This window comes from Saccharopolyspora shandongensis, assembly GCF_900106995.1.
Taxonomy (GTDB): Bacteria; Actinomycetota; Actinomycetes; order Mycobacteriales; family Pseudonocardiaceae; genus Saccharopolyspora; species Saccharopolyspora shandongensis.
On the sequence record NZ_FNOK01000037.1, the window covers coordinates 36183 to 53742 of the forward strand.

Here is a 17560-nt window from a genome sequence, read left to right on the forward strand (position 1 = left end):
CGTCTTATCGGTCCCCTTGATCAGAGCGCTGCCGGCAGCGTCGAGATCTGCTTCACGGTGAAGTCCACCTCCGCTGCGAGCGCCTCGACCGGGGCGGTTTCGGAGTCGTACACGATGCGGGTCGAGGCGATGCTAGCGCCGCAGAACCCGAAAATGCCGTGCTCGATCTGAGTCCGGAGTGCGTTGCTGTAGCCGTGGCGTTCGTAGCCGTCCACATCACCACCTGCCACTGCCAGCAGGTGCACGCTCAGCTGATCCAGCTTGGGGAGTAAGCGTCCGGCCGGGGCGTACTCGAAGGCCCAGCCGTTGATGAATACCCGGTCGATCCATCCCTTGAGCAGAGCCGGCATAGACCACCAGTACACCGGGAAGACGAGCACCAACTGCTGGGCGCGGTCCAATCGTGCCTGCTCGCCCACGACATCCAGCGGCGTGGGCCCCTCGTCGCGGTAGTGCAGCAGGTCGGCTGCGGTGAAGCGAGGGTCGAATGCTTCGGCCGTGAGGTCGACCAGCTCGGCGGACCTTCCGTCGTCCGAGAGAGCCGCGGTCACCTCACGGGCGAGTCCATGCGTCAACGACGCGACGTCGGGATGGGCAACAACTACCAGACTATGCACTTGACGTCGCCTCAGCAGGAATGTGTGTATCGATAGAGCTTTTCCGGAGGCGGCTCCTCGATCGCACGCTGGGCGTCGGCGGACCCGGCGACCGCAGCTCGAGAGGACGCGCCGGCCGCCCTTCGAGCGGCGTCGTGCGTGCGGGAGCTGCCGGGCGGTCATCGCTGCCAGGCTCCGGCCGCTGCGGCCCTCACGACGTAGTCCTCGAAGGTGCGGGGCGCGCGGCCCAGCACTGTGGCGACACCATCGGTCGTACCGGCGATCACCCCGCGTTCCATCATGACGAACATCTCGGTGACGTGGTGGGCGTCGTCCTCGTTCAGGCCCTGGTCGACCAGCGTCGCGGTGTACTCGGCCGGGGTGATCTGCTTGTAGGTGATGGGCTGCCCGGACGCTCGGGAGATCAGCTCGACGGCCTCGGCGAAGGTCAGCGCGCGGGGTCCGGTGAGCTCGTAGACCCGTCCGGCGTGCCGGCCGGGCTCGGTCAGCACCGCGGCCGCGACGTCGGCGACGTCCTCCAGGTCGATGAACGGCTCGGGAACCACGCCGGCCGGGAGCGCCAGCTCCCCGGCGACCAGCGGGGCGTGGAAGAGGTCCTCGTCGAAGTTCTGGTCGAAGTTCGACGGCCGCAGCACGGTCCACTCCAGCGCCGAGCCGCGCACGGCGTCTTCGGCCGAGCGCATGTCCAGTCCGAACGTGGAGTCGCCCCAGGTGTCGGCGCCGTGCCCGGAGAGCAAGACCAGGTGTTGCACGCCGGCGGCCTCGGCCTGTGTCACGAAGTCGTGCACTGGGCCGGGCACGGCCGGCGGCACGATGTAGGCGGTGGCGATGCCCCGCAGTGCCGGATCCCACCCGGCGGGGTCGGACCAGTCGAACGGGGTCTGGCTGGACCGGGAGGCAGCGCGCACCGGCGTGCCGCGCAGCCGCAACCGGGCGGCGACCCGCCGGCCGGTCTTACCGGTGGCGCCGAGAACGAGAGTGGTGTCGTTGCTCATGGCAGCGATTCAACCGAGCCATCTCGGACGAATCCATGGGCGAGAAGCTGGATCGCCTGTGTATTCGTCTAACCGCGCGTGCGTGGACGCCTTCGGTGATCTGTTCCGTGGCGTACGAGCTCAGGGGTCACTGTTCGGCAGCTCGACCCATTCCGCGCCCTGGTCGTTCCAGCCCAACGGTTTCGGGCTGTACAACGTGTCCGGCAACGTGTGAGAGTGGTGTGCGGACTGGTTTGACGAGGCGCGCGCCAACCGCGCCATGCGCGGTGGCTCGTACCTGTGCCACGATTCGTACTGCAATCGCTACCGCGTCGCCAACACACCAGATAGCTCCAGCGGCAACCTCGGCTTCCGCACCGTCGCCGACGTCTGACATCCGGGTGGGTTGGCTGCCCAACGGTGTAGCTTGATCGGGCGGCGCAGTTCGGCGGCCGATTCCAGCACGGCCGCGATGCGGTCCGCGCCCTCCTGGCCGCCGTTTACCTCGGGGGCCAGACTGGCCTGGTCGACGGTGGGCACGACACCATCGGGGGTGGCCACGACGATCTCGTGTCCGGCGGCGGCAAACGCCTGTTAGGGGGCCGCGAATTCCTCGGCCCAGTACCCGGTTGCGGATCAACTTTCCCGAAACGGCCGCCTCAGGGAGGTGAGGGGCTTGGTGAACTGACGATCTGCACGCAGTTCGTCAGCGACGACGGGATCGACGGTAAGGCCGAAGTCCGCAAGCTTGCCAATAGATTCGCGCATGCCTCCGATAGAGAAACTGAAGGCTTGACCCGCTGATCCGCTGACGCGCAACCGAAATCGGCGGCGTGGGCCGGCCGCACGCCGGTGGACTGGGGTGGCTGCCGATCAAGACCGCTGGTGTTGGGTGGTTGGGGCGGTGAGCAGCCCCTCTGCGGCATCGACGAGTCCGGTTACCCACTCGGGCGTGTCGGAGGCGTTGTGGTCCTTGGCTCGTTCGTGGTCGGCGATCGTGTGCAGGACAAGGTGTTCGAGCATGCGCAGGCGCGCTTGCATCGTCGAATCCGGCAGGTGGGCCAGGCAGCGGCGGATGCCGACCCAGACCAGTCGCAGGCTCGTCGCCGTTTCCCAGCCCCAGGACGTGCGGTAGCGCGGGTCGGCCGAGAACTGCGCGAGGAACCGGGCGTAGTGGCAGTCGGGTTCCGCGGTGCCGGCCGCGAGCGGGAAGACGAACGCTTCCAGCAACGAACGCAACTCGCTGTTGCGTCCCTCGACCTGCATCTCGGCGAGGTGGCGCAAGCGCTGATCGTTGATCGTGCGCATCCGGTAGTCGAAGATCGCTTCGATCAGCGAGGCCTTGTTCCCGAAGTGGTACTGCGCGGCGGACGTGTTCCGCTGGCCCGCTGCGACGCCGACCTCCCGCAGCGACACCTCGCCGATGCCGCGCTCCGCGAATAGCCGCTCGGCGGCGAGGATCAGCCGGTCACGCGTGTCGTGCGCCGGCTTGGCCGGACTCGCCATGTTCGCTCCATAAGGGGCCTGTCGTCGGGTTCCGCTCCATTGTGCCAAGTGCCTTGTGGGTTTAAAACGAACGCATTAACCTCTGGAACACGCGAGTTAGGGAGGTTCCAGTGAGGTCGATCCGAGCCTTCGCCGTGCGGTGACCCGGCTTCCCCGACCTCGCCGTTCCGGCGGCGGAGAGGTGAGTTGTCCAGCCCGCGCCGTCCGATGCGACCGCTTGCCCTGGAGGAGGAACGCCCGTCATGACCTCGCCCGAGTTGGACTGGGACGACCCCACCGATCTGCAGAACGCCACGCGCGGCCTGGTCGGCCGCCTCGACCCGTGCATCATTCGCGACGCTTCCGGGCGCGTCGTCTGGGACAACGAGCGCTGGTCCTTCCTGAAGGAGATTTGCCCGGACACGGCCAATCCCAGCCTGTGGCGGCAGGGTCGGCTCAACGCCCTTGACGGCCTGTTCGAGGTCGTGCCCGGCATCTACCAGATCCGCGGGTTCGACGTCTCCAACATGACGCTGGTGGAAGGGGAAACCGGGGTCATCGTCGTCGATCCGCTGATCAGCGAGGAGTGCGCCGCCGCCGGCCTGGCCCTCTACCGCCGGCACCGCGGCGAGCGGCCGGTCACCGGCGTCATCTACACCCACAGCCACGCCGACCACTTCGGCGGCGTCGGGGAAGTGGTGGACAAGGCGGACGTGGCCGCCCACCGCGTCCCGGTGATCGCCCCCGAGGGTTTCATGGAGCACGCGGTCAGCGAGAACGTCTTCGCCGGGCCCGCGATGTTGGCCCGCGCGCGCTACATGTACGGACGCTGGTTGCCCGCGGGGCCGGACGGCGTGATCGGTTTCGGGCTGGGCCAAGCCACATCGTCCGGCCGGGCCGGCCTGATCGCCCCGACCGAGCTGGTCACCAGCACCGGGCAGCAGTGGGAGATCGACGGCATCCCGATGGTCTTCCAACTCACCCCGGGCACCGAGGCCCCCAGCGAGATGAACTTCCTGCTTCCCGAGCAGCGAGTCCTGCTGGTGGCCGAGAACGCCAACCACACTCTGCACAACGTGCTCACGTTGCGCGGCGCGGAGGTCCGCGACGCTCGGGCGTGGGCGGGATACCTGACCGAGACCATCCAGCTCTTCGCCGACCGGGCCGATGTCCTGGTGGGCTCGCACCACTGGCCGACCTGGGGCCGTGCCGAGCTGATCAGGTTCCTCTCCGAGCAGCGCGACGCCTACGCCTACCTCCACGACCAGACCGTGCGGCTGATGAACCGCGGACTGACCGGTGCGGAGATCGCCGAGGAGTTGCAGGAGTTCCCGCCGTCGCTGGCCAAGGCCTGGCACGCGCGCGGCTACTACGGCTCGCTCAGCCACAACAGCAAGGCCGTCTACCAGCGCTACATGGGTTGGTTCGACGGCAACCCCGCCCACCTGTGGGGGCACCCGCCGGTCGAAGCCGCCCGACGCTACGTCGACTTCATGGGCGGCGCGGACATGGTGGTCGAGAAGGCCCGGAAGTCCTTCGAGGACGGTGACCTGCGGTGGGTTGCCGAGGTGCTGAACCACGTGCTGTTCGCCGAACCGGAGCACGCCGAGGCTCGCGAGTTCCAAGCCGGGACCTTCGAACGGCTCGGGCATAGCGCGGAGAACGGCACTTGGCGCAACTTCTACCTCACCGGAGCGTGGGAGCTGCGGCAGCCCCTCGAAGAGCGGCGGAACACGGCCGGCGGCACCAACTCGGAGATGATCCCGGCGCTGTCCACCGAGCAGCTCTTCCAATCCTGGGCGGTCCGCCTCGACGGACCCGCAGCCGCTGATCGACGCCTGCTGCTGCGCTGGGAATTCACCGCCCCAGCAGAGACCTGGACGCTGCTGCTGGCGAACGGAGTGCTCACGCCGATGCGCGGCGAGCCCATTGGTGGCGAGCAACCGCACAGCGCGCTGCGGCTGGATCGGGCCGCGTTCAACCGAGTCCTGTCCGGACAGACGAACTTCCCGGAGGCGATCGAAACGGGGGAGATCGTCATCGACGGCGACGAGCAAGCACTGTGGACGCTCTTGGGGCTGATGGAGAAGCCCGCCCGCTCCTTTCCCGTCGCACTGCCGTAGGCACGCGTCTGCTCGGCCGATCGTGGTGGGTTCCCGCAGCCGACGAGAACCCACCACGATTCAGCGCTCCCGTCCTGGGCCGGTTGCGGCCACCAGGTCAGTGGTCGTCCAGGGCGCCGGACATGAGTCGGTGGACCACCTCGGCGAGCAACTCGGTGCCGGCGCAAATGTCCTGATCGCGCGTGAATTCGCCCTCGTCGTGGGAGATTCCCGCAACGCTGGAGACGAAGAGCGTGATCGCGGGCGCGACGTCCTTCATGTTCACCGAGTCATGGCCGGCGATGGTCATCATGGTCCTGTAGCTGAAACCGAGCTCGCTGGCCGCCCGGGCGGCGAGGTCGACTCCTGCCGGGAGGAACGGCGCCACACCCACCCGTGTGTCTGGACCAGTTCGATGTCGACCGCAGCGCGTTCCTCGATGCCGGGAATCAGCTTGCCACCGGCGAGGCCGGTGATGCTGGTTTTCGCTGACAGGATGACGTCGCGCACCCGCTGATGAAGCCCAATGGGAGCTCCCGGACCTAAGCCGTTTTCTTCGGCACGTTCGACGAGAAATCGTTCATCGCCGCCGCAGGCGCTGTGGGTACAGGCAATGTCGGCCTGGGTCTTCGGATTCGACGCCTGGATCCTGTTGCCCCAGGCCATCGCGGCGGTGCTGACCATGTGAGTAGTGCATCACGGCTTCGGGGTTCTTCGCGGCGACCGCCGCCGCGCGTGCACTGGTGTTGACATCGCTTTCCGTGGCCTTGAACCGGCGCAACAACCCAGATGCGTCGCTGGTGCTGCTGTCCCTGGCGCTGTGGGCCCCAACGCCGTGCGCTCTGACAAACTCACCTATGCTCTGGGCGGCGGTGGCAGTCGGTCTCGCGTTCAACACGAAGATGCTGCAGGGGGCGTATTTCGTTCTTCCGGTGATCGCGCTCGGCTACCTTTGTGGCCTGCCAGCTGGCCCAGCTTATACATATGTCCATAATGGACAGTGCGTTCGGGTCAGATATTGAGTATTCCGATAATACGTGTTCGTATTAACTTGCTCGCAGTTCATCCCATATACCGAGGAGGTTTCCGTGACGCGCTCTGAGGGCACCGCCCGCACGGTGGCGGCGGTGCACGCCGCGCCCGTGTTCATGAACACCGAAGCGACCATCGACAAGGTGATCGGTTTCGTTGAACAAGCGGGCCGAGACGGTGTCGAGTTGCTCGTCTTCCCCGAGACCTTTGTCCCTGGATACCCGTACTGGATCGAGTGTTACCCGCCGCTGCAGCAGGTCGCCGCCAACGTCCAGTACACCGATGCCTCTGTTGAGGTTCCAGGGCCTGAGATCGAGCGCGTTCGGGCGGCGTGCGCGAGGGCCGGTGTCGAGGTGGTTCTGGGCATCAGCGAGCGGCTCCGTGGTACCCGGACCTGCTTCAACTCGCAGGTCTTCATCGACGCGGACGGGAGCCTGCTGGGTGTCCATCGTAAGCTCCAGCCCACCTATGCCGAACGCATCGTGTGGGCTCAGGGCGGGGGCGCGACGCTATCGGTGTTCGACTCCCGCTCCGGCCGTATCGGCGGCCTGTCCTGCTGGGAGCACACGATGAATCTGGCCCGTCAGGCCTTGCTGGAACAGGATCAGCAGATCCACGCCGCGGCGTGGCCGGCCCTATCGACGATGGCCGGGTTCGAAACCGTCGCGGATGCGCAGATCGAGGCCATGATGAAGACCCATGCGCTCACCGCGCAGGTATTCGTCGTCTGTGCAGCCAACCCGGTCGACGAGACCTGTCTCGCCTGGATGCGCGACAACCTCGGCGAGCAGACCTTCGTAACAGCCGGGGGCGGCTGGTCTGCGGTCATTCACCCCTTCAACTCCTTCCTCGGCGGACCGCATACGGGTTCGGAGGAAAAGTTGGTCACCGCCACGATCGACTTCGCCGATGTCGGGGTTGTGAAGGCCTGGGTCGACGGGAAGGGGCATTACGCGCGGCCCGAGGTCCTGCGGCTGGGGGTCGACCGCAAACCGCTCTGGCACGACGAGCGTGAGGTCGAGCCGGATCGGGCGCGTGCCTACGTGCACAACACTTCGTTGGCGATGCAGGGAGTCCCCGTGGCGCTGCCGCAGGGTGCGGCGCGCCCGGCGCCGCAGGAGTGGGATGCCTCTGCGGAGCGGGAGTTGAATCCGTAGGCGCCCTATTGGCGATGGTGTCCCCGCGCGGCGGTCGCTGGGCGAGCCACTCCAACGAACACCACGCCATACCTCACCAGTTCCTCCCACATCGCAATCCGTGCGGGAGGTCTCGGCTTCGAGATGGGAAGGGGCCGAGACGGGTGAGTGGACCGGGTCCGGATTTGTGAACGTATTGGCGGCACGTCATCGTGGCTCGCCGCGATCCTCCGCAGGACCGGACGGTGGTGTGCGGTTTGCGTTCTACGGGCGGATGTCGACCAGTGGGTTTCAGGATCCGGGGACCCCGCGTGCGTGGCAGCGGGCGGTGTCGGAGGAGTTGGTCGAGGGGTTCGGTGAGATCATGGTCGACTTCTTCGATGGTCGCCAAACTGAGCGTGCGCGACTGCGCGTTTCCTGGCGGTCGCGCACGCGCCGACTGCGTCAGGAGTCGTCGCCTGCGATGTTCGCGACGGTGTTCTCGAAGCTGGGGCGGGTGATCATCGCATAGCCGTAGATGGCTGCGCTGAACACCGCCATGATCACGGTGCCGGAGACCGTGCCGATGGGACCGTTGCCGCCGGGCAGCAGGGCGTCCGGGTCGGCGCCGAACTCGCCGAAGTAGCTGATGATCGCCATGCCCGCGATCCACAGCATGCACCATGACCCGGCGCGCAGGTCCAGCGCGGGCAGTTTGCGCCGGGCGAACCGCCGGTAGCCGATCAGGAAGATGTAGCCGAGCGCGATCGCCAGGAAGAGCTTCTCGTTGATCTGCCACCCCGTCCAGAACACGATCAGGTTCGCCGACAGGAAGGCCAGGTAGGCGATGGTGTCGCCGCCGGGCAGCCGGAACGGTCGCGGCTGGTCCGGCAGGGTTCGCCGCAGCGCGCCGTAGACCACAGGGCCGAACGCGAAGGTGAGCACCGTCGCCGAGGTGATGAATCCGATGATCTTCTGCCAGCCGGGGAAGGGCAGGAAGAACACGCAGCCGAAGACGAAGGTGAACACCGCGGCCAACCACGGCACACCGCGCCGGTTGAGCTTGGTCAGCGCCAGCGGTGCGTTGCCGTTCTGGGCGTTGGCGTAGGCGATTCGGGTGGTCACCGCGGTGTAGATCAGCCCGGTGTCGCCGGGGGAGACGATCGCGTCCGCGTAGAGGGTGATCGCCAGCCAGGTCGCGCCGAGCAGGGTTGCCAACCCGGCTAGCGGGCCTGCGACGTCGGTGAAGGTGACCTCGGACCACCCGGCGCCGAGCAGTTCGCCGGGCAGTCCGGTGAGGAACGCGATCTGCAGCAGCACGTATAGCAGGCCGGTGACAACGATGGAGCCGATCACCGCGAACGGCACGTTGCGCTGCGGGTTCGCGGACTCGCCGGCGAATTCGACGCCCTGCCGGAAGCCGAGGTAGGCGAACACGATGCCGCCCGCGGGCAGCGCGGTGAACACCGCGGCGCCGCCGTTGGGGAACATCCCGCCGTGCGCGACCAGGTTGTCCGGGTTGAACGACAGCGCGAAGAACGTGCCGATCACCACCACGATGACCAGCAGCTTCCACCAGACCAGCAGGTCGTTGAACCGCACGAAGGCCTTCACCCCGAGCACGTTGATGACGCTGAACACCGCCATCAGCGCGATCGCGACGAGCAGCCCGGACGGGGTCGCGACCAGCACGCCGTCCTCGGAGGTCATCAGCCACGGCAGGTAAGGCTTGGCGTACTGGATCACCGCGAGGACCTCGCTCGGCGCGGACGCCGCGCAGGCCACCCACATCACCCAGCCGGCGAAGAAGCCCGCGAAGGAACCGAATCCGTACTGCGGGAACCGGATGACCCCACCGGTCACCGGGAACATCACGGACAGTTCGGCGAAGGTGAGGCCGATCAGCGCCACCATGACCGCACCGATGATCCAGGAGAAGATCGCACCAGGACCGGCGATTTGCGCCGCGCTTAGCGCGCCGAACAGCCAACCCGAGCCGATGATCGATCCGATGCCGGTGAACAGCAGGCTCCGGCGCCCGATGACCCGGCGCAGCCCGGTGTCCATCCTGACGGTGGTGCTGCGACCGCCTGGTGTGGTCGGTGAAGGTGCTGCCATGCCGTGCCTCCCTGCAGGTTCGGTGGGACGCGCGGGACGCGGGGTCAGCCCCGGCTGACCAGTTCGGTGAGCAGGATCTGGGTCCTGGTGTGCACGACCGCCTTCGTCCGCTGCAGCCGCAGGATGATCTGTTCGAGGTGATCGGAGTCCCGTGCGTGGATCAGCGCCAGGGCGTCGGCACTGCCCGCCGTGGTCCACGCCCGCGCGATCTCCTCCTGCTCGGTGAGCAGTGCGGTCAGCGCCTCGCGGGTGGTCCCGGCGGCGGCGAAGACGCCGATCAGGGCTTGCAGTCCCAATCCGAGCCTTCGCTGATCGAGTTGAACCGTGTACCCGCGGATCACACCCGATGCTTCCAGCCGCGCCATGCGACGTTTGACAGAGGATGCGGCGAGCCCGGAAACCTCGGCAAGACGTTCCAGCGAGGTTCGGGCATTTCGGCCGAGTTCGCGCAAGATTCTTCGATCTACGTCGTCCACGTCCAGGATTCTTGCATTTCCGGGGGAGGTTGCGGTCGTTTCATCGACATCGGTTCGGACGCGGCTTAGCTTCCGGCGTATGGAGATTCGCCGGAGGACCTCATCGGCCGAGATGCTTTCCGCGGTTGCCGTGGACCTGTTCGGGGTGGCTGCGGAAGTCACGCCGTTGCCGGGAGAGCGCCACGCCAACGCGCGGCTGGACGTAGGCGGCAGACCGCGCTACCTGCTGAAGGTCTACTCGGCGGACACCGGGGAATCCGATCTCGCGCTGCAGAACGCTTTGCTGGTATGGCTTTCCGATGCCGGCACGACGACGCTGGCGGCGTCCGGCACCGCCGTGGTGGACGGGAAATCCCGGACCGCGCACCTGCTCGACTGGGTGGACGGCCGCGAGTGGTCCCAAGCCGGTCCGCCGGAACCGGCGCGGTTCGCGGCCTTGGGTGCGGCGGTCGCGCGGCTGGACCGGGCGCTGGTGGGCTTCGAGCACTCCGAGCTGGATCGGGCCTACCGGTGGAACCCGTTGCAGGCGACGGAACTCCTGGCGATGCTGTCGCTGGTCGAGGAGACCGATCGGCCGTTCGTGGCCGCGGCGCTGCAGCGGTTCGGCGAACTCCTGCCGGATCTGCTGGAGCTCCCGCAGCAGGCGATCCACAACGATGCCAACGAGAATAACGTGATCGTCGCGGACGACGGGTCGATCGCCGGGATCATCGACTTGGGCGATGTCGTGCGCGCACCGCGTGTCTGCGGGCTGGCGGTCGCAGTTGCATACGCGCAGCTGGGGGTGTCGGACCCGGTTTCCGCAGCGTGCCAGGTGGTTTCCGGCTACCACCAGGAATCGCCGCTGACCGCGGCCGAACTCCAGTTGCTGCCCGAGCTGGTCGACGCCCGGCTCGCTATGAGCATCACCAACGCCGCCGAACAGCGCGCCGCCGACCCGGACAACCGGTACCTGTCGATCAGCCAGCCCGCGATCCGCGCGCTGATCTCGGACCTAGCCGCGGAGCCCCGACCGCTGCTGGCCGCGCGATACCGCGATGCCTGCGGCTACCGCGCGGTCGCGGCCGAGCGAAACGTCGTGACCTGGTTGCGGTCGGCCGCCTGCGATCCGGCGCCGATGCTGCGCACGGATCTGAGCACGGCTGACGTGCACTGCATCGACTGGACGGCGCGGGGACCAGCGGAATTGCAGATGCAGCACGGTGCGGATCGGGTTGCAGCGGCCATCGACGCGCAGGTCCGGGCCACCGGCAGCGACATCGCGCTCGGCCGGTACCGGGAGGACCGCCTCGTGTACCGCTCCGAGGCGTTCGCGGGGCAGCGCGGCCGGCGCAGCGTGCACATGGCGATCGATGTGTTCACCGCCGACGGCGAGCCGGTGTTCGCGCCGCTGGACGGCGTGGTCACCGCGGTGGACTACCGTCCGGCGGACTGCGACTACGGCGGCGTGCTGCTGCTCGAACACCGCTGCGGGGACGGTACGCCGTTCTGGCTGCTGGTGGGGCATCTCAGCGAGGCGAGCACGACCGAGCTACGGCCCGGGGACGCCGTCCGGCGGGGCGAGCGGATCGGCTGGACTGGTTGGGCGCCGGAGAACGGCGGCTGGCCACCGCACATCCACGTGCAGTTGTTCACGACCCTGCTCGGTCGCTCGACCGATCTGCCCGGCGCGGTGCGCCCGGACGAGGTCGACGTGTGGGAGAGCATCTCGCCGAACCCGAACCTGATCCTGCGCGCGCCGGAGCCCACCGCGGTCGATCCAGTCCGCTCCGCGGCGGACATCGAGGCTCGTCGTCGGACGAACCTGTCCACCGCGTTGTCGCTGAGCTACGCTGAGCCGCTGCACATCGTGGCCGGTGAAGGTGCCGAGCTGATCGATGCGGACGGGCGGCGCTACCTGGATCTGGTCAACAACGTTTGCCACGTGGGGCACTGCCACCCGCGGGTGGTCGAAGCGCTGTCCGCGCAGGCGGCGGTGCTCAACACCAACACCCGGTACCTGCACACCGGGATCACCGAGTTCGCCCGGCGGCTGGCGGCCACGTTCCCGGATCCGCTGAACGTGGTGCTGCTCACCAACTCCGGCAGCGAGGCCAACGACCTGGCGCTGCGGCTGGCGCGCACCGCCACCAGTCGGGAGCACGCGTTGGTGCTGGACTGGGCCTACCACGGCAACCTGAGCTCGTTGATCGAGATCAGCCCGTACAAGTTCAACCGCGCCGGTGGCACCGGGCCGGGGGAGCGGGTGCGGATCTGCCCGGTTCCCGACCCGTACCGGGGCGAGTTCGGCGGAGATGGCCCGCGGTACGCGGCGGAGGTCGAGGCGCAGTGCGCGGAGCTGCCGCCCGCCGCGTTCATCCACGAGTCGATGCCTGGTTGCGCCGGGCAGTTGGAGCTCGCCGACGGTTACCTCGAAGCCGCCTACGCGGCCGTTCGGGAGGCAGGTGGTCTGTGCATCGCGGACGAGGTGCAGTGCGGGTTCGGCCGGGTCGGCACGCACATGTGGGCGTTCGAAGCGCACGGCGTGGTGCCGGACGTCGTCACGCTCGGCAAGCCGATCGGCAACGGCCATCCGATCGGCGCGGTCGTGACGACACCGCAGGTGGCGCGGCGATTCGTGACCGGCATGGAGTACTTCAACACGTTCGCGGGCAATCCCGTTTCCTGCGCTGTGGGCCTGGCGGTGCTGGATGCGGTGGAGGACGAGCGGTTAATGGCGAACGCGGCGACCGTCGGCGCGCACTTCAAGGACAGGCTGTCGGCCTTGGCGGCGCACCACGAGGTAATCGGGGACGTGCGCGGGCGCGGGCTGTTCCTCGGCGTCGAGCTGGTTTCCGATCGACGGCGCAAGGAACCGGACGCCGCGGCGGCGCGGCGGGTCGTGGAGGAGGCCAAGCGGGAGGGCGTGCTGCTGTCCACCGACGGGCCCGCGGACAACGTCCTGAAGATCAAACCGCCTGTGGTGTTGACCGTGGACCAAGCAGATCGCGCGGTGGCTGTGCTCGACCGCGCGTTCCGGGAGGGGTGAAACCCCGGTGCCACTTGGGCTGATCAAGACGCGGCAATTCCCCAGCAATCCAACTTGGACACTTCCCGACCCGCCAGGAATCCGATTCGGACATTCCGTTGGCCTCAGTAGACCGGGGGAACGGTCGGATGTCGCAACAGGACAATGTGATCTGGGAAGATGTGGGAGATCAGCACCATTTGACGATAACCGACGCAGAGCGCCTGTGCCGCTTGCTGTAACTGCTTCGAACGAACCTGCGCTGACCTGCGAAGTCGTGTTTTCGCAGGTCAGCGCAGTGCTGTGAACAACGAGATTCGTGCTGTCCACATTGGACAACATCTGCCAGGTGCGTTCCCGCTGGGGCGGCTACCGCAGCGTCGACTTCGCCAGCACCAGCAGCACCGACGCCGACCAGCTGAAGTTGCTGGAGTTCAGCCGGGTCCCGACGAGCGGGTCGTAGTTCTCCCCGATCGGCTCGTCGCCGAGGAGCCCGTCGGCCCGCCGGACCAGCGCGGTCGCGGCCCGCGTCGCGTCCGGCCGGTAGCCGTAGTCGGTCAGCCCGCTGATGGCGAAGTACGTCTGGTCCAGCCAGTTCGGTCCGCGCCAGTAGGCAGTCTGGTCGAACCCGGGTGCCGACACCGAGACCGTCGGGAACGGCAGGTAGGTGCCGAACGCGTGCGGGTCGAACAGCGCCCGCCGCACGCCTTCCGCCTGCGGCGGTGACGCCACGCCCGCCCACAGCGGTATCGCCCCCTCGATGCCCATGCCGCGCTCCGCCAGTGGCCGCTTCGTCGCGACGTCCACGTCGTAGTAGTAGCCGCTGGCCGGGTCGAAGGCGTGCTCGCGCAGCCAGGCCGCGACGCGCTCGGACTGCGCGCCGAACCGCACCGCGTCCGCCGGCCTGCCCAGCGCCGCCGCGATCCGGGCCAGGTACCGCTCGTCGGCGGCGAGGTAAGCGTTGAGGTCGACGGACTCCTGGTCCAACGAGTACCCGATCACCCGGCCGGTCGGGTCGGTGTTGGTCAGCACCCCGGAGCGGTCGAACCGGGGCGCGTTGTCCATCCCGCTCTCCCACGCGGCGGCCTGCCGGATGTCGGCGGGCGTGGCGTTCTGCGGGTCCGCAGTGGCCCCGTACTCGGCGATGCCGTTGCGGTCGTGGTCGCGGGTGCGGTACCACCAGTCGTGGAAGGCCACGAGCTTCGGGTACATGTCGGCCAGGAAGCGCAGGTCGCCGTTGCGCTGGAAGACCTCCCAGACGGCCCACCCCGCCAGCGGCGGTTTGCTGTTGCGCTCGTTCCAGTTCCCGCCGCCCTGCGTGGGATCGTTGTAGAAGACGCAGTCCGGGACCATGCCCGCGTCCTGCGGGCGCGCCGAGCCCGCAGTGAGCTGGTGGTCGAAGGCCGACCGGATGGTGGACTCGGCCAGCGCCGGGTCGAACTGGGCGACCCCGACCGCCGTCTTCCACGAGTCCCAGGCCCAGAAACCACCGGCGAACCACTTGTAGGTCAGCGACGGCGTGATCCCGTCCGAGGCCAGTTCCCCGGCCGGGCTGCGCCAGTTGGTGACGAGCGTTTGCACGCTCTTCACCGCCAGCCCGGCGTACTCGGCAGGCACCCCGGACAGCGCCGAGCCGAGGTAGCGCCGCCAGCGCTGCCGGACCTCGTCCGCGGCCTGGTGCGGCTGGTGCAGCGCCCGGTCGACCACCGGATTCTGGGCGGTCCGCTCCGCGGCGGTGAAGGTGTAGGTTTCGGTCCAGGCCAGGTCGCGGGTGCCGCCGGCGGGTAGTGCCAGCGGGGTGCGCAGCACGGTCGAGTAGGAGCTGCCGGTGACGGTCGTGGTCACCGGTTCGGCGTGGCGCACCTCGAATCGTTCCGCACCGCTGGTCATGAAGTTCCAGGTGTCCCGGACCCGGGCGAAGTCGACGGCGACCCCGCGGCCGGTCGCGGCCAGCGCGAGCGCGTCGCGCACCGGGGTCCTGGCCGGGGTGAGCAGGCTGCCGTCCCAACCGACCTCCAGCCGGCGCGGCCGGTCGCTCCGAAGCCGGGCTTGCACCAGCGCGGTGCGGTTGCCGGTGAACTGCAGCCGAAGCGTCAGGTGCACGCCGTCGACGTCGTAGCTCTGCTCCAGCGCGCCGGGGTAGGAGACCAGCCGGGGGTGCGGGTCGGCGCCGAGGTCGACCGGCTGGCCGGTGTCGGCGTCGCGCAGCCGGATGCGGGTGAACTCGCTGCTCAGGTACCAGGGGTATTCCTGGGCGAGGTACAGCGGACCGGTGAACCCTCCGGCGAGTCGGCGGTCGCCAGGCGTGGGCAGACCGTAGCCGTGCCAGGCGCCGGCGTCGGAGAAGGCGTTCAGCGGGTTGAACTCGGGTGGCTCGGCACTGGTGGGGGTGCCGTGCAGGTCCAGCACGTCCGGCCAGGCGCTCGGTTCGGCCGAGGGCGGGGCCGGTGGCCCGCCCCGGTCGGCCGCGGTCGACGCGGCCACGTCGGCGGTCACCAGTCCGGTGCTGAGCAGCACCGCACCGGCCAGGCAGGCCAATCTCCGGACGACGCTCATATCCGCCTCTCTCCCGTCCCGGCGCCTGGTCGGTCGACCGCACCGTCCGTCCGCAGTGGACTGTCCGATCCCGTCCGCAGTGGACGGCGCAGCACCGCCGCGCCTCGGGCGGGCAGCTCGATCTCGGTTCCGGACGGCCGCCCGGTCAGCAGGTCCACCCCGGCCGGGAACAGCTGTCCGACCGCCACCGGCTCGACGTTGTGGTTGAGCAGGAACAGGTATTCGGCGTCGGTGCCGATTCGGCGGACCGCCTCCACCCCGCTCGGCGTCTCCCCGTGGGTGACGCCGGCAGCGCCGAGGCAGTCAGCGAGAAGGGTGTCCAGCCCGCCGGAGTTCAGGCTGCAGCCGACGTACCAGGCGGTCCCGCCGCCCCGGTGGTTCCGGGTGATCGCGGGTACGCCGGCCAGCTCGCCGTCGGCGTACCGGGCGACGGGGGCCGCAGTGCGCACTTCGACCCACTCCGCCCAGGTCGTGGCGTGCCGGTAGCGGTCCTGGTCGTCGTCGGCGGCCAGCCGGGCGACCGCCCCGTCGGCCAGCGGCCACCACTCGTCGACGGCCACCCCGAGCAGGTCGCCGAGCGGTCCGGGTGCCCCGCCGGGGTGCACCCGGTCGTCCCGGTCCACCACGCCGCTGAACGGCCCCACCACGAGGTGCCCGCCGCCGTCGACGTACCGGGTCAGCCAATGCGCGGTGTCCGGCTCGCACAGGTACAGGTTCGGTGCCAGCAACAGCCGCACCCCGGTCAGGTCCGCGCCGGGCGGCACGAACCGCACCGGCAGGTTCCGCGCGTACAGCGGCTCGTACCAGGCGCGCACGATGTCCAGCCACCGCATCCGGCTGCTGGGGTGCTCGTCCAGTTCCAGCGCCCACCAGTTGTGCCAGTCCAGCACCACCGCCACCTCGGCCGGCACCCTGCTGTCGGCCACCTCGGCGAGCCGTCGCAGGTCCGCCCCGAGCCGAGTCGTGCGGGCCCAGCCCTGGCTCGCCGTCCCGCGGTGCGGCAGGAGGGCGCTGTGGAACTTCTCCGCACCCGCGACGGACGCCCGCCACTGGAAGAACAGCACGCCGTCCGAGCCCCGGGCCACCGTTTGCAGGCTCCACAACCGGGACAGGTCGGCTGACTTCGGCACGTTGACAGGCCGCCAGCTGACCGCGGACGCCGCGTGCTCCATCAGCAGCCAGGGGGCGCCGTGCCGCAGCGAGCGCATCAGGTCGTAGTTCATCGCCGCGTGGACGTGCGCTTGCGGGTCGGCCGGATCGGGGTAGGCGTCGTCGGAGACCACGTCCTCCTCGGCGGCCATCGCCCAGTAGTCGAGGCTGCGGAACATGCTCATGAAGTTCGTCGTCACCGGAACCGCCCCGGAGTACCGGTCCAGCACGGACTTCTCCGCCCGGTAGCACTCCAGCAGCGCGTCCGAGCTGAACCGCTGCCAGTCCAGCTGCTGGGTCGGATTCCTCGGGCCGGGCGCGGTGCGCGGCGGCTCGATGTGCGACCAGTCGGAGTAGTGCTGGCTCCAGAAGGCCGTGCCCCACGCCGCGTTCAACGCGTCCACGGTGCGGTACCGGCGGCGCAGCCAGGACCGGAAGTCCGCGGCGGAGACCGGGCAGAAGCACTCGGTCACGTGGTCGCCGTACTCGTTGTGGATGTGCCACATCGCCACCGCGGGGTGGTCGTGGTAGCGCTCCGCCAGCCGCTCGACGAGGCGTGCGGCGGCCTGGCGGAACACCGGTGAGCTCGGGCAGTAGTGCTGGCGGCTGCCGAACTCCAGGCGGACGCCGTCCGCGGTCACCGGCAGCACCTCCGGGTAGCGGCGGACCAGCCACGCCGGGGGAGACGCGGTCGCCGTCGCCAGGTCGACCGCGATGCCGTGCTCGTGCAGCACGTTCAGCAGCCGGTCCAGCCAGTCGAACGCGTAGGACCCCTCGGCCGGTTCCAGCCGGGACCAGCCGAACACGCCGACGGTCACCAGGTTGACGCCGGCCTGGCGCATCAGCGCGGCGTCCTCCGACCACGTCTCCTCCGGCCACTGCTCGGCGTTGTAGTCGCCGCCGAACAGCAGCCCGGGAACCCTCGTCAT

14 protein-coding genes and 2 pseudogenes are annotated in these 17560 nt (G+C 68.8%); 5 read left to right on the forward strand and 11 right to left on the reverse strand.

The genetic code is table 11. The features are described 5' to 3' along the window. Positions 1 to 20: 20 nt before the first annotated feature. Positions 21 to 779 carry an NAD(P)H-dependent oxidoreductase gene (locus BLW84_RS30425; protein ID WP_281247467.1) on the reverse strand — a complete coding sequence of 253 codons (759 nt, stop codon included), beginning with the start codon at positions 777 to 779 and terminating at the stop codon, positions 21 to 23. Continuing rightward, entirely contained in the window at positions 776 to 1612 is an 837-nt protein-coding gene (locus BLW84_RS30430; protein WP_093272245.1) for an NAD(P)H-binding protein, read from the reverse strand. The genes BLW84_RS30425 and BLW84_RS30430 overlap by 4 nt, the downstream gene beginning before the upstream one ends. A gap of 163 nt (positions 1613 to 1775) precedes the next feature. Here BLW84_RS30430 and BLW84_RS49365 point away from each other — a divergent pair. Continuing rightward, positions 1776 to 1985, forward strand: a pseudogene (locus BLW84_RS49365) (formylglycine-generating enzyme family protein); the annotation flags it as partial. Here the strand turns inward: BLW84_RS49365 and BLW84_RS49370 are convergent. Next, positions 1916 to 2152 (reverse strand): hypothetical protein, encoded by a 237-nt coding sequence (locus tag BLW84_RS49370; RefSeq protein ID WP_245761507.1) that lies wholly within the window; start codon positions 2150 to 2152, stop codon positions 1916 to 1918. The pseudogene BLW84_RS49365 and the gene BLW84_RS49370 overlap by 70 nt on opposite strands. 312 nt (positions 2153 to 2464) lie before the next feature. Further along, positions 2465 to 3097, reverse strand: a complete 633-nt coding sequence (locus tag BLW84_RS30445; RefSeq protein WP_093272249.1) for a TetR/AcrR family transcriptional regulator — start codon at positions 3095 to 3097, stop codon at positions 2465 to 2467. 242 nt (positions 3098 to 3339) lie between these two features. Between BLW84_RS30445 and BLW84_RS30450 the strand changes: the two genes are divergently transcribed. After that, entirely contained in the window at positions 3340 to 5199 is a 1860-nt protein-coding gene (locus BLW84_RS30450; RefSeq protein ID WP_093272251.1) for an alkyl/aryl-sulfatase, read from the forward strand. Between the two features lie 97 nt (positions 5200 to 5296). Here the strand turns inward: BLW84_RS30450 and BLW84_RS47820 are convergent, their stop codons facing one another. Both BLW84_RS47820 and BLW84_RS47825 read right to left on the reverse strand, forming a co-directional pair. Next, complete coding sequence (locus tag BLW84_RS47820; RefSeq protein ID WP_245761495.1) at positions 5297 to 5491, reverse strand: hypothetical protein; 195 nt, start codon at positions 5489 to 5491, stop codon at positions 5297 to 5299. Beyond that, positions 5488 to 5862: a hypothetical protein gene (locus tag BLW84_RS47825; RefSeq protein ID WP_177226767.1), complete on the reverse strand. Its 375-nt coding sequence runs from the start codon at positions 5860 to 5862 to the stop codon at positions 5488 to 5490. The genes BLW84_RS47820 and BLW84_RS47825 overlap by 4 nt, the downstream gene beginning before the upstream one ends. Before the next feature lie 11 nt (positions 5863 to 5873). Between BLW84_RS47825 and BLW84_RS50430 the strand changes: the two genes are divergently transcribed. After that, positions 5874 to 6200: a glycosyltransferase family 39 protein gene (locus BLW84_RS50430; RefSeq protein ID WP_425441776.1), complete on the forward strand. Its 327-nt coding sequence runs from the start codon at positions 5874 to 5876 to the stop codon at positions 6198 to 6200. Positions 6201 to 6266: 66 nt separating this feature from the next. Then, the gene (locus BLW84_RS30460; protein ID WP_093272256.1) at positions 6267 to 7367 is read left to right on the forward strand and encodes a carbon-nitrogen hydrolase family protein; all 1101 of its coding nucleotides are present in this window, start codon (positions 6267 to 6269) and stop codon (positions 7365 to 7367) included. A 423-nt stretch (positions 7368 to 7790) separates the two neighbouring features. Here BLW84_RS30460 and BLW84_RS30465 read toward each other — a convergent pair whose 3' ends face one another. The 3 genes and pseudogenes from BLW84_RS30465 to BLW84_RS50435 form a co-directional block, all read right to left on the reverse strand. Then, positions 7791 to 9443, reverse strand: a complete 1653-nt coding sequence (locus BLW84_RS30465) for an APC family permease (RefSeq protein ID WP_218157534.1) — start codon at positions 9441 to 9443, stop codon at positions 7791 to 7793. Between the two features lie 44 nt (positions 9444 to 9487). Continuing rightward, the gene (locus BLW84_RS49375) at positions 9488 to 9739 is read right to left on the reverse strand and encodes an Lrp/AsnC ligand binding domain-containing protein (RefSeq protein ID WP_245761496.1); all 252 of its coding nucleotides are present in this window, start codon (positions 9737 to 9739) and stop codon (positions 9488 to 9490) included. A 48-nt stretch (positions 9740 to 9787) separates the two neighbouring features. Beyond that, a pseudogene (locus BLW84_RS50435) lies at positions 9788 to 10081 on the reverse strand (AsnC family transcriptional regulator); the annotation flags it as partial. Here BLW84_RS50435 and BLW84_RS30475 point away from each other — a divergent pair. Next, a complete protein-coding gene (locus tag BLW84_RS30475) occupies positions 10032 to 12947 on the forward strand; it encodes an aminotransferase class III-fold pyridoxal phosphate-dependent enzyme (protein WP_177226772.1) in 2916 nt (971 codons plus the stop codon). The pseudogene BLW84_RS50435 and the gene BLW84_RS30475 overlap by 50 nt on opposite strands. Before the next feature lie 348 nt (positions 12948 to 13295). Here the strand turns inward: BLW84_RS30475 and BLW84_RS30480 are convergent, their stop codons facing one another. Both BLW84_RS30480 and BLW84_RS30485 read right to left on the reverse strand, forming a co-directional pair. Beyond that, complete coding sequence (locus BLW84_RS30480; RefSeq protein ID WP_093272260.1) at positions 13296 to 15482, reverse strand: MGH1-like glycoside hydrolase domain-containing protein; 2187 nt, start codon at positions 15480 to 15482, stop codon at positions 13296 to 13298. Continuing rightward, positions 15479 to 17560 (reverse strand): beta-galactosidase, encoded by a 2082-nt coding sequence (locus tag BLW84_RS30485; protein WP_093272263.1) that lies wholly within the window; start codon positions 17558 to 17560, stop codon positions 15479 to 15481. The genes BLW84_RS30480 and BLW84_RS30485 overlap by 4 nt, the downstream gene beginning before the upstream one ends.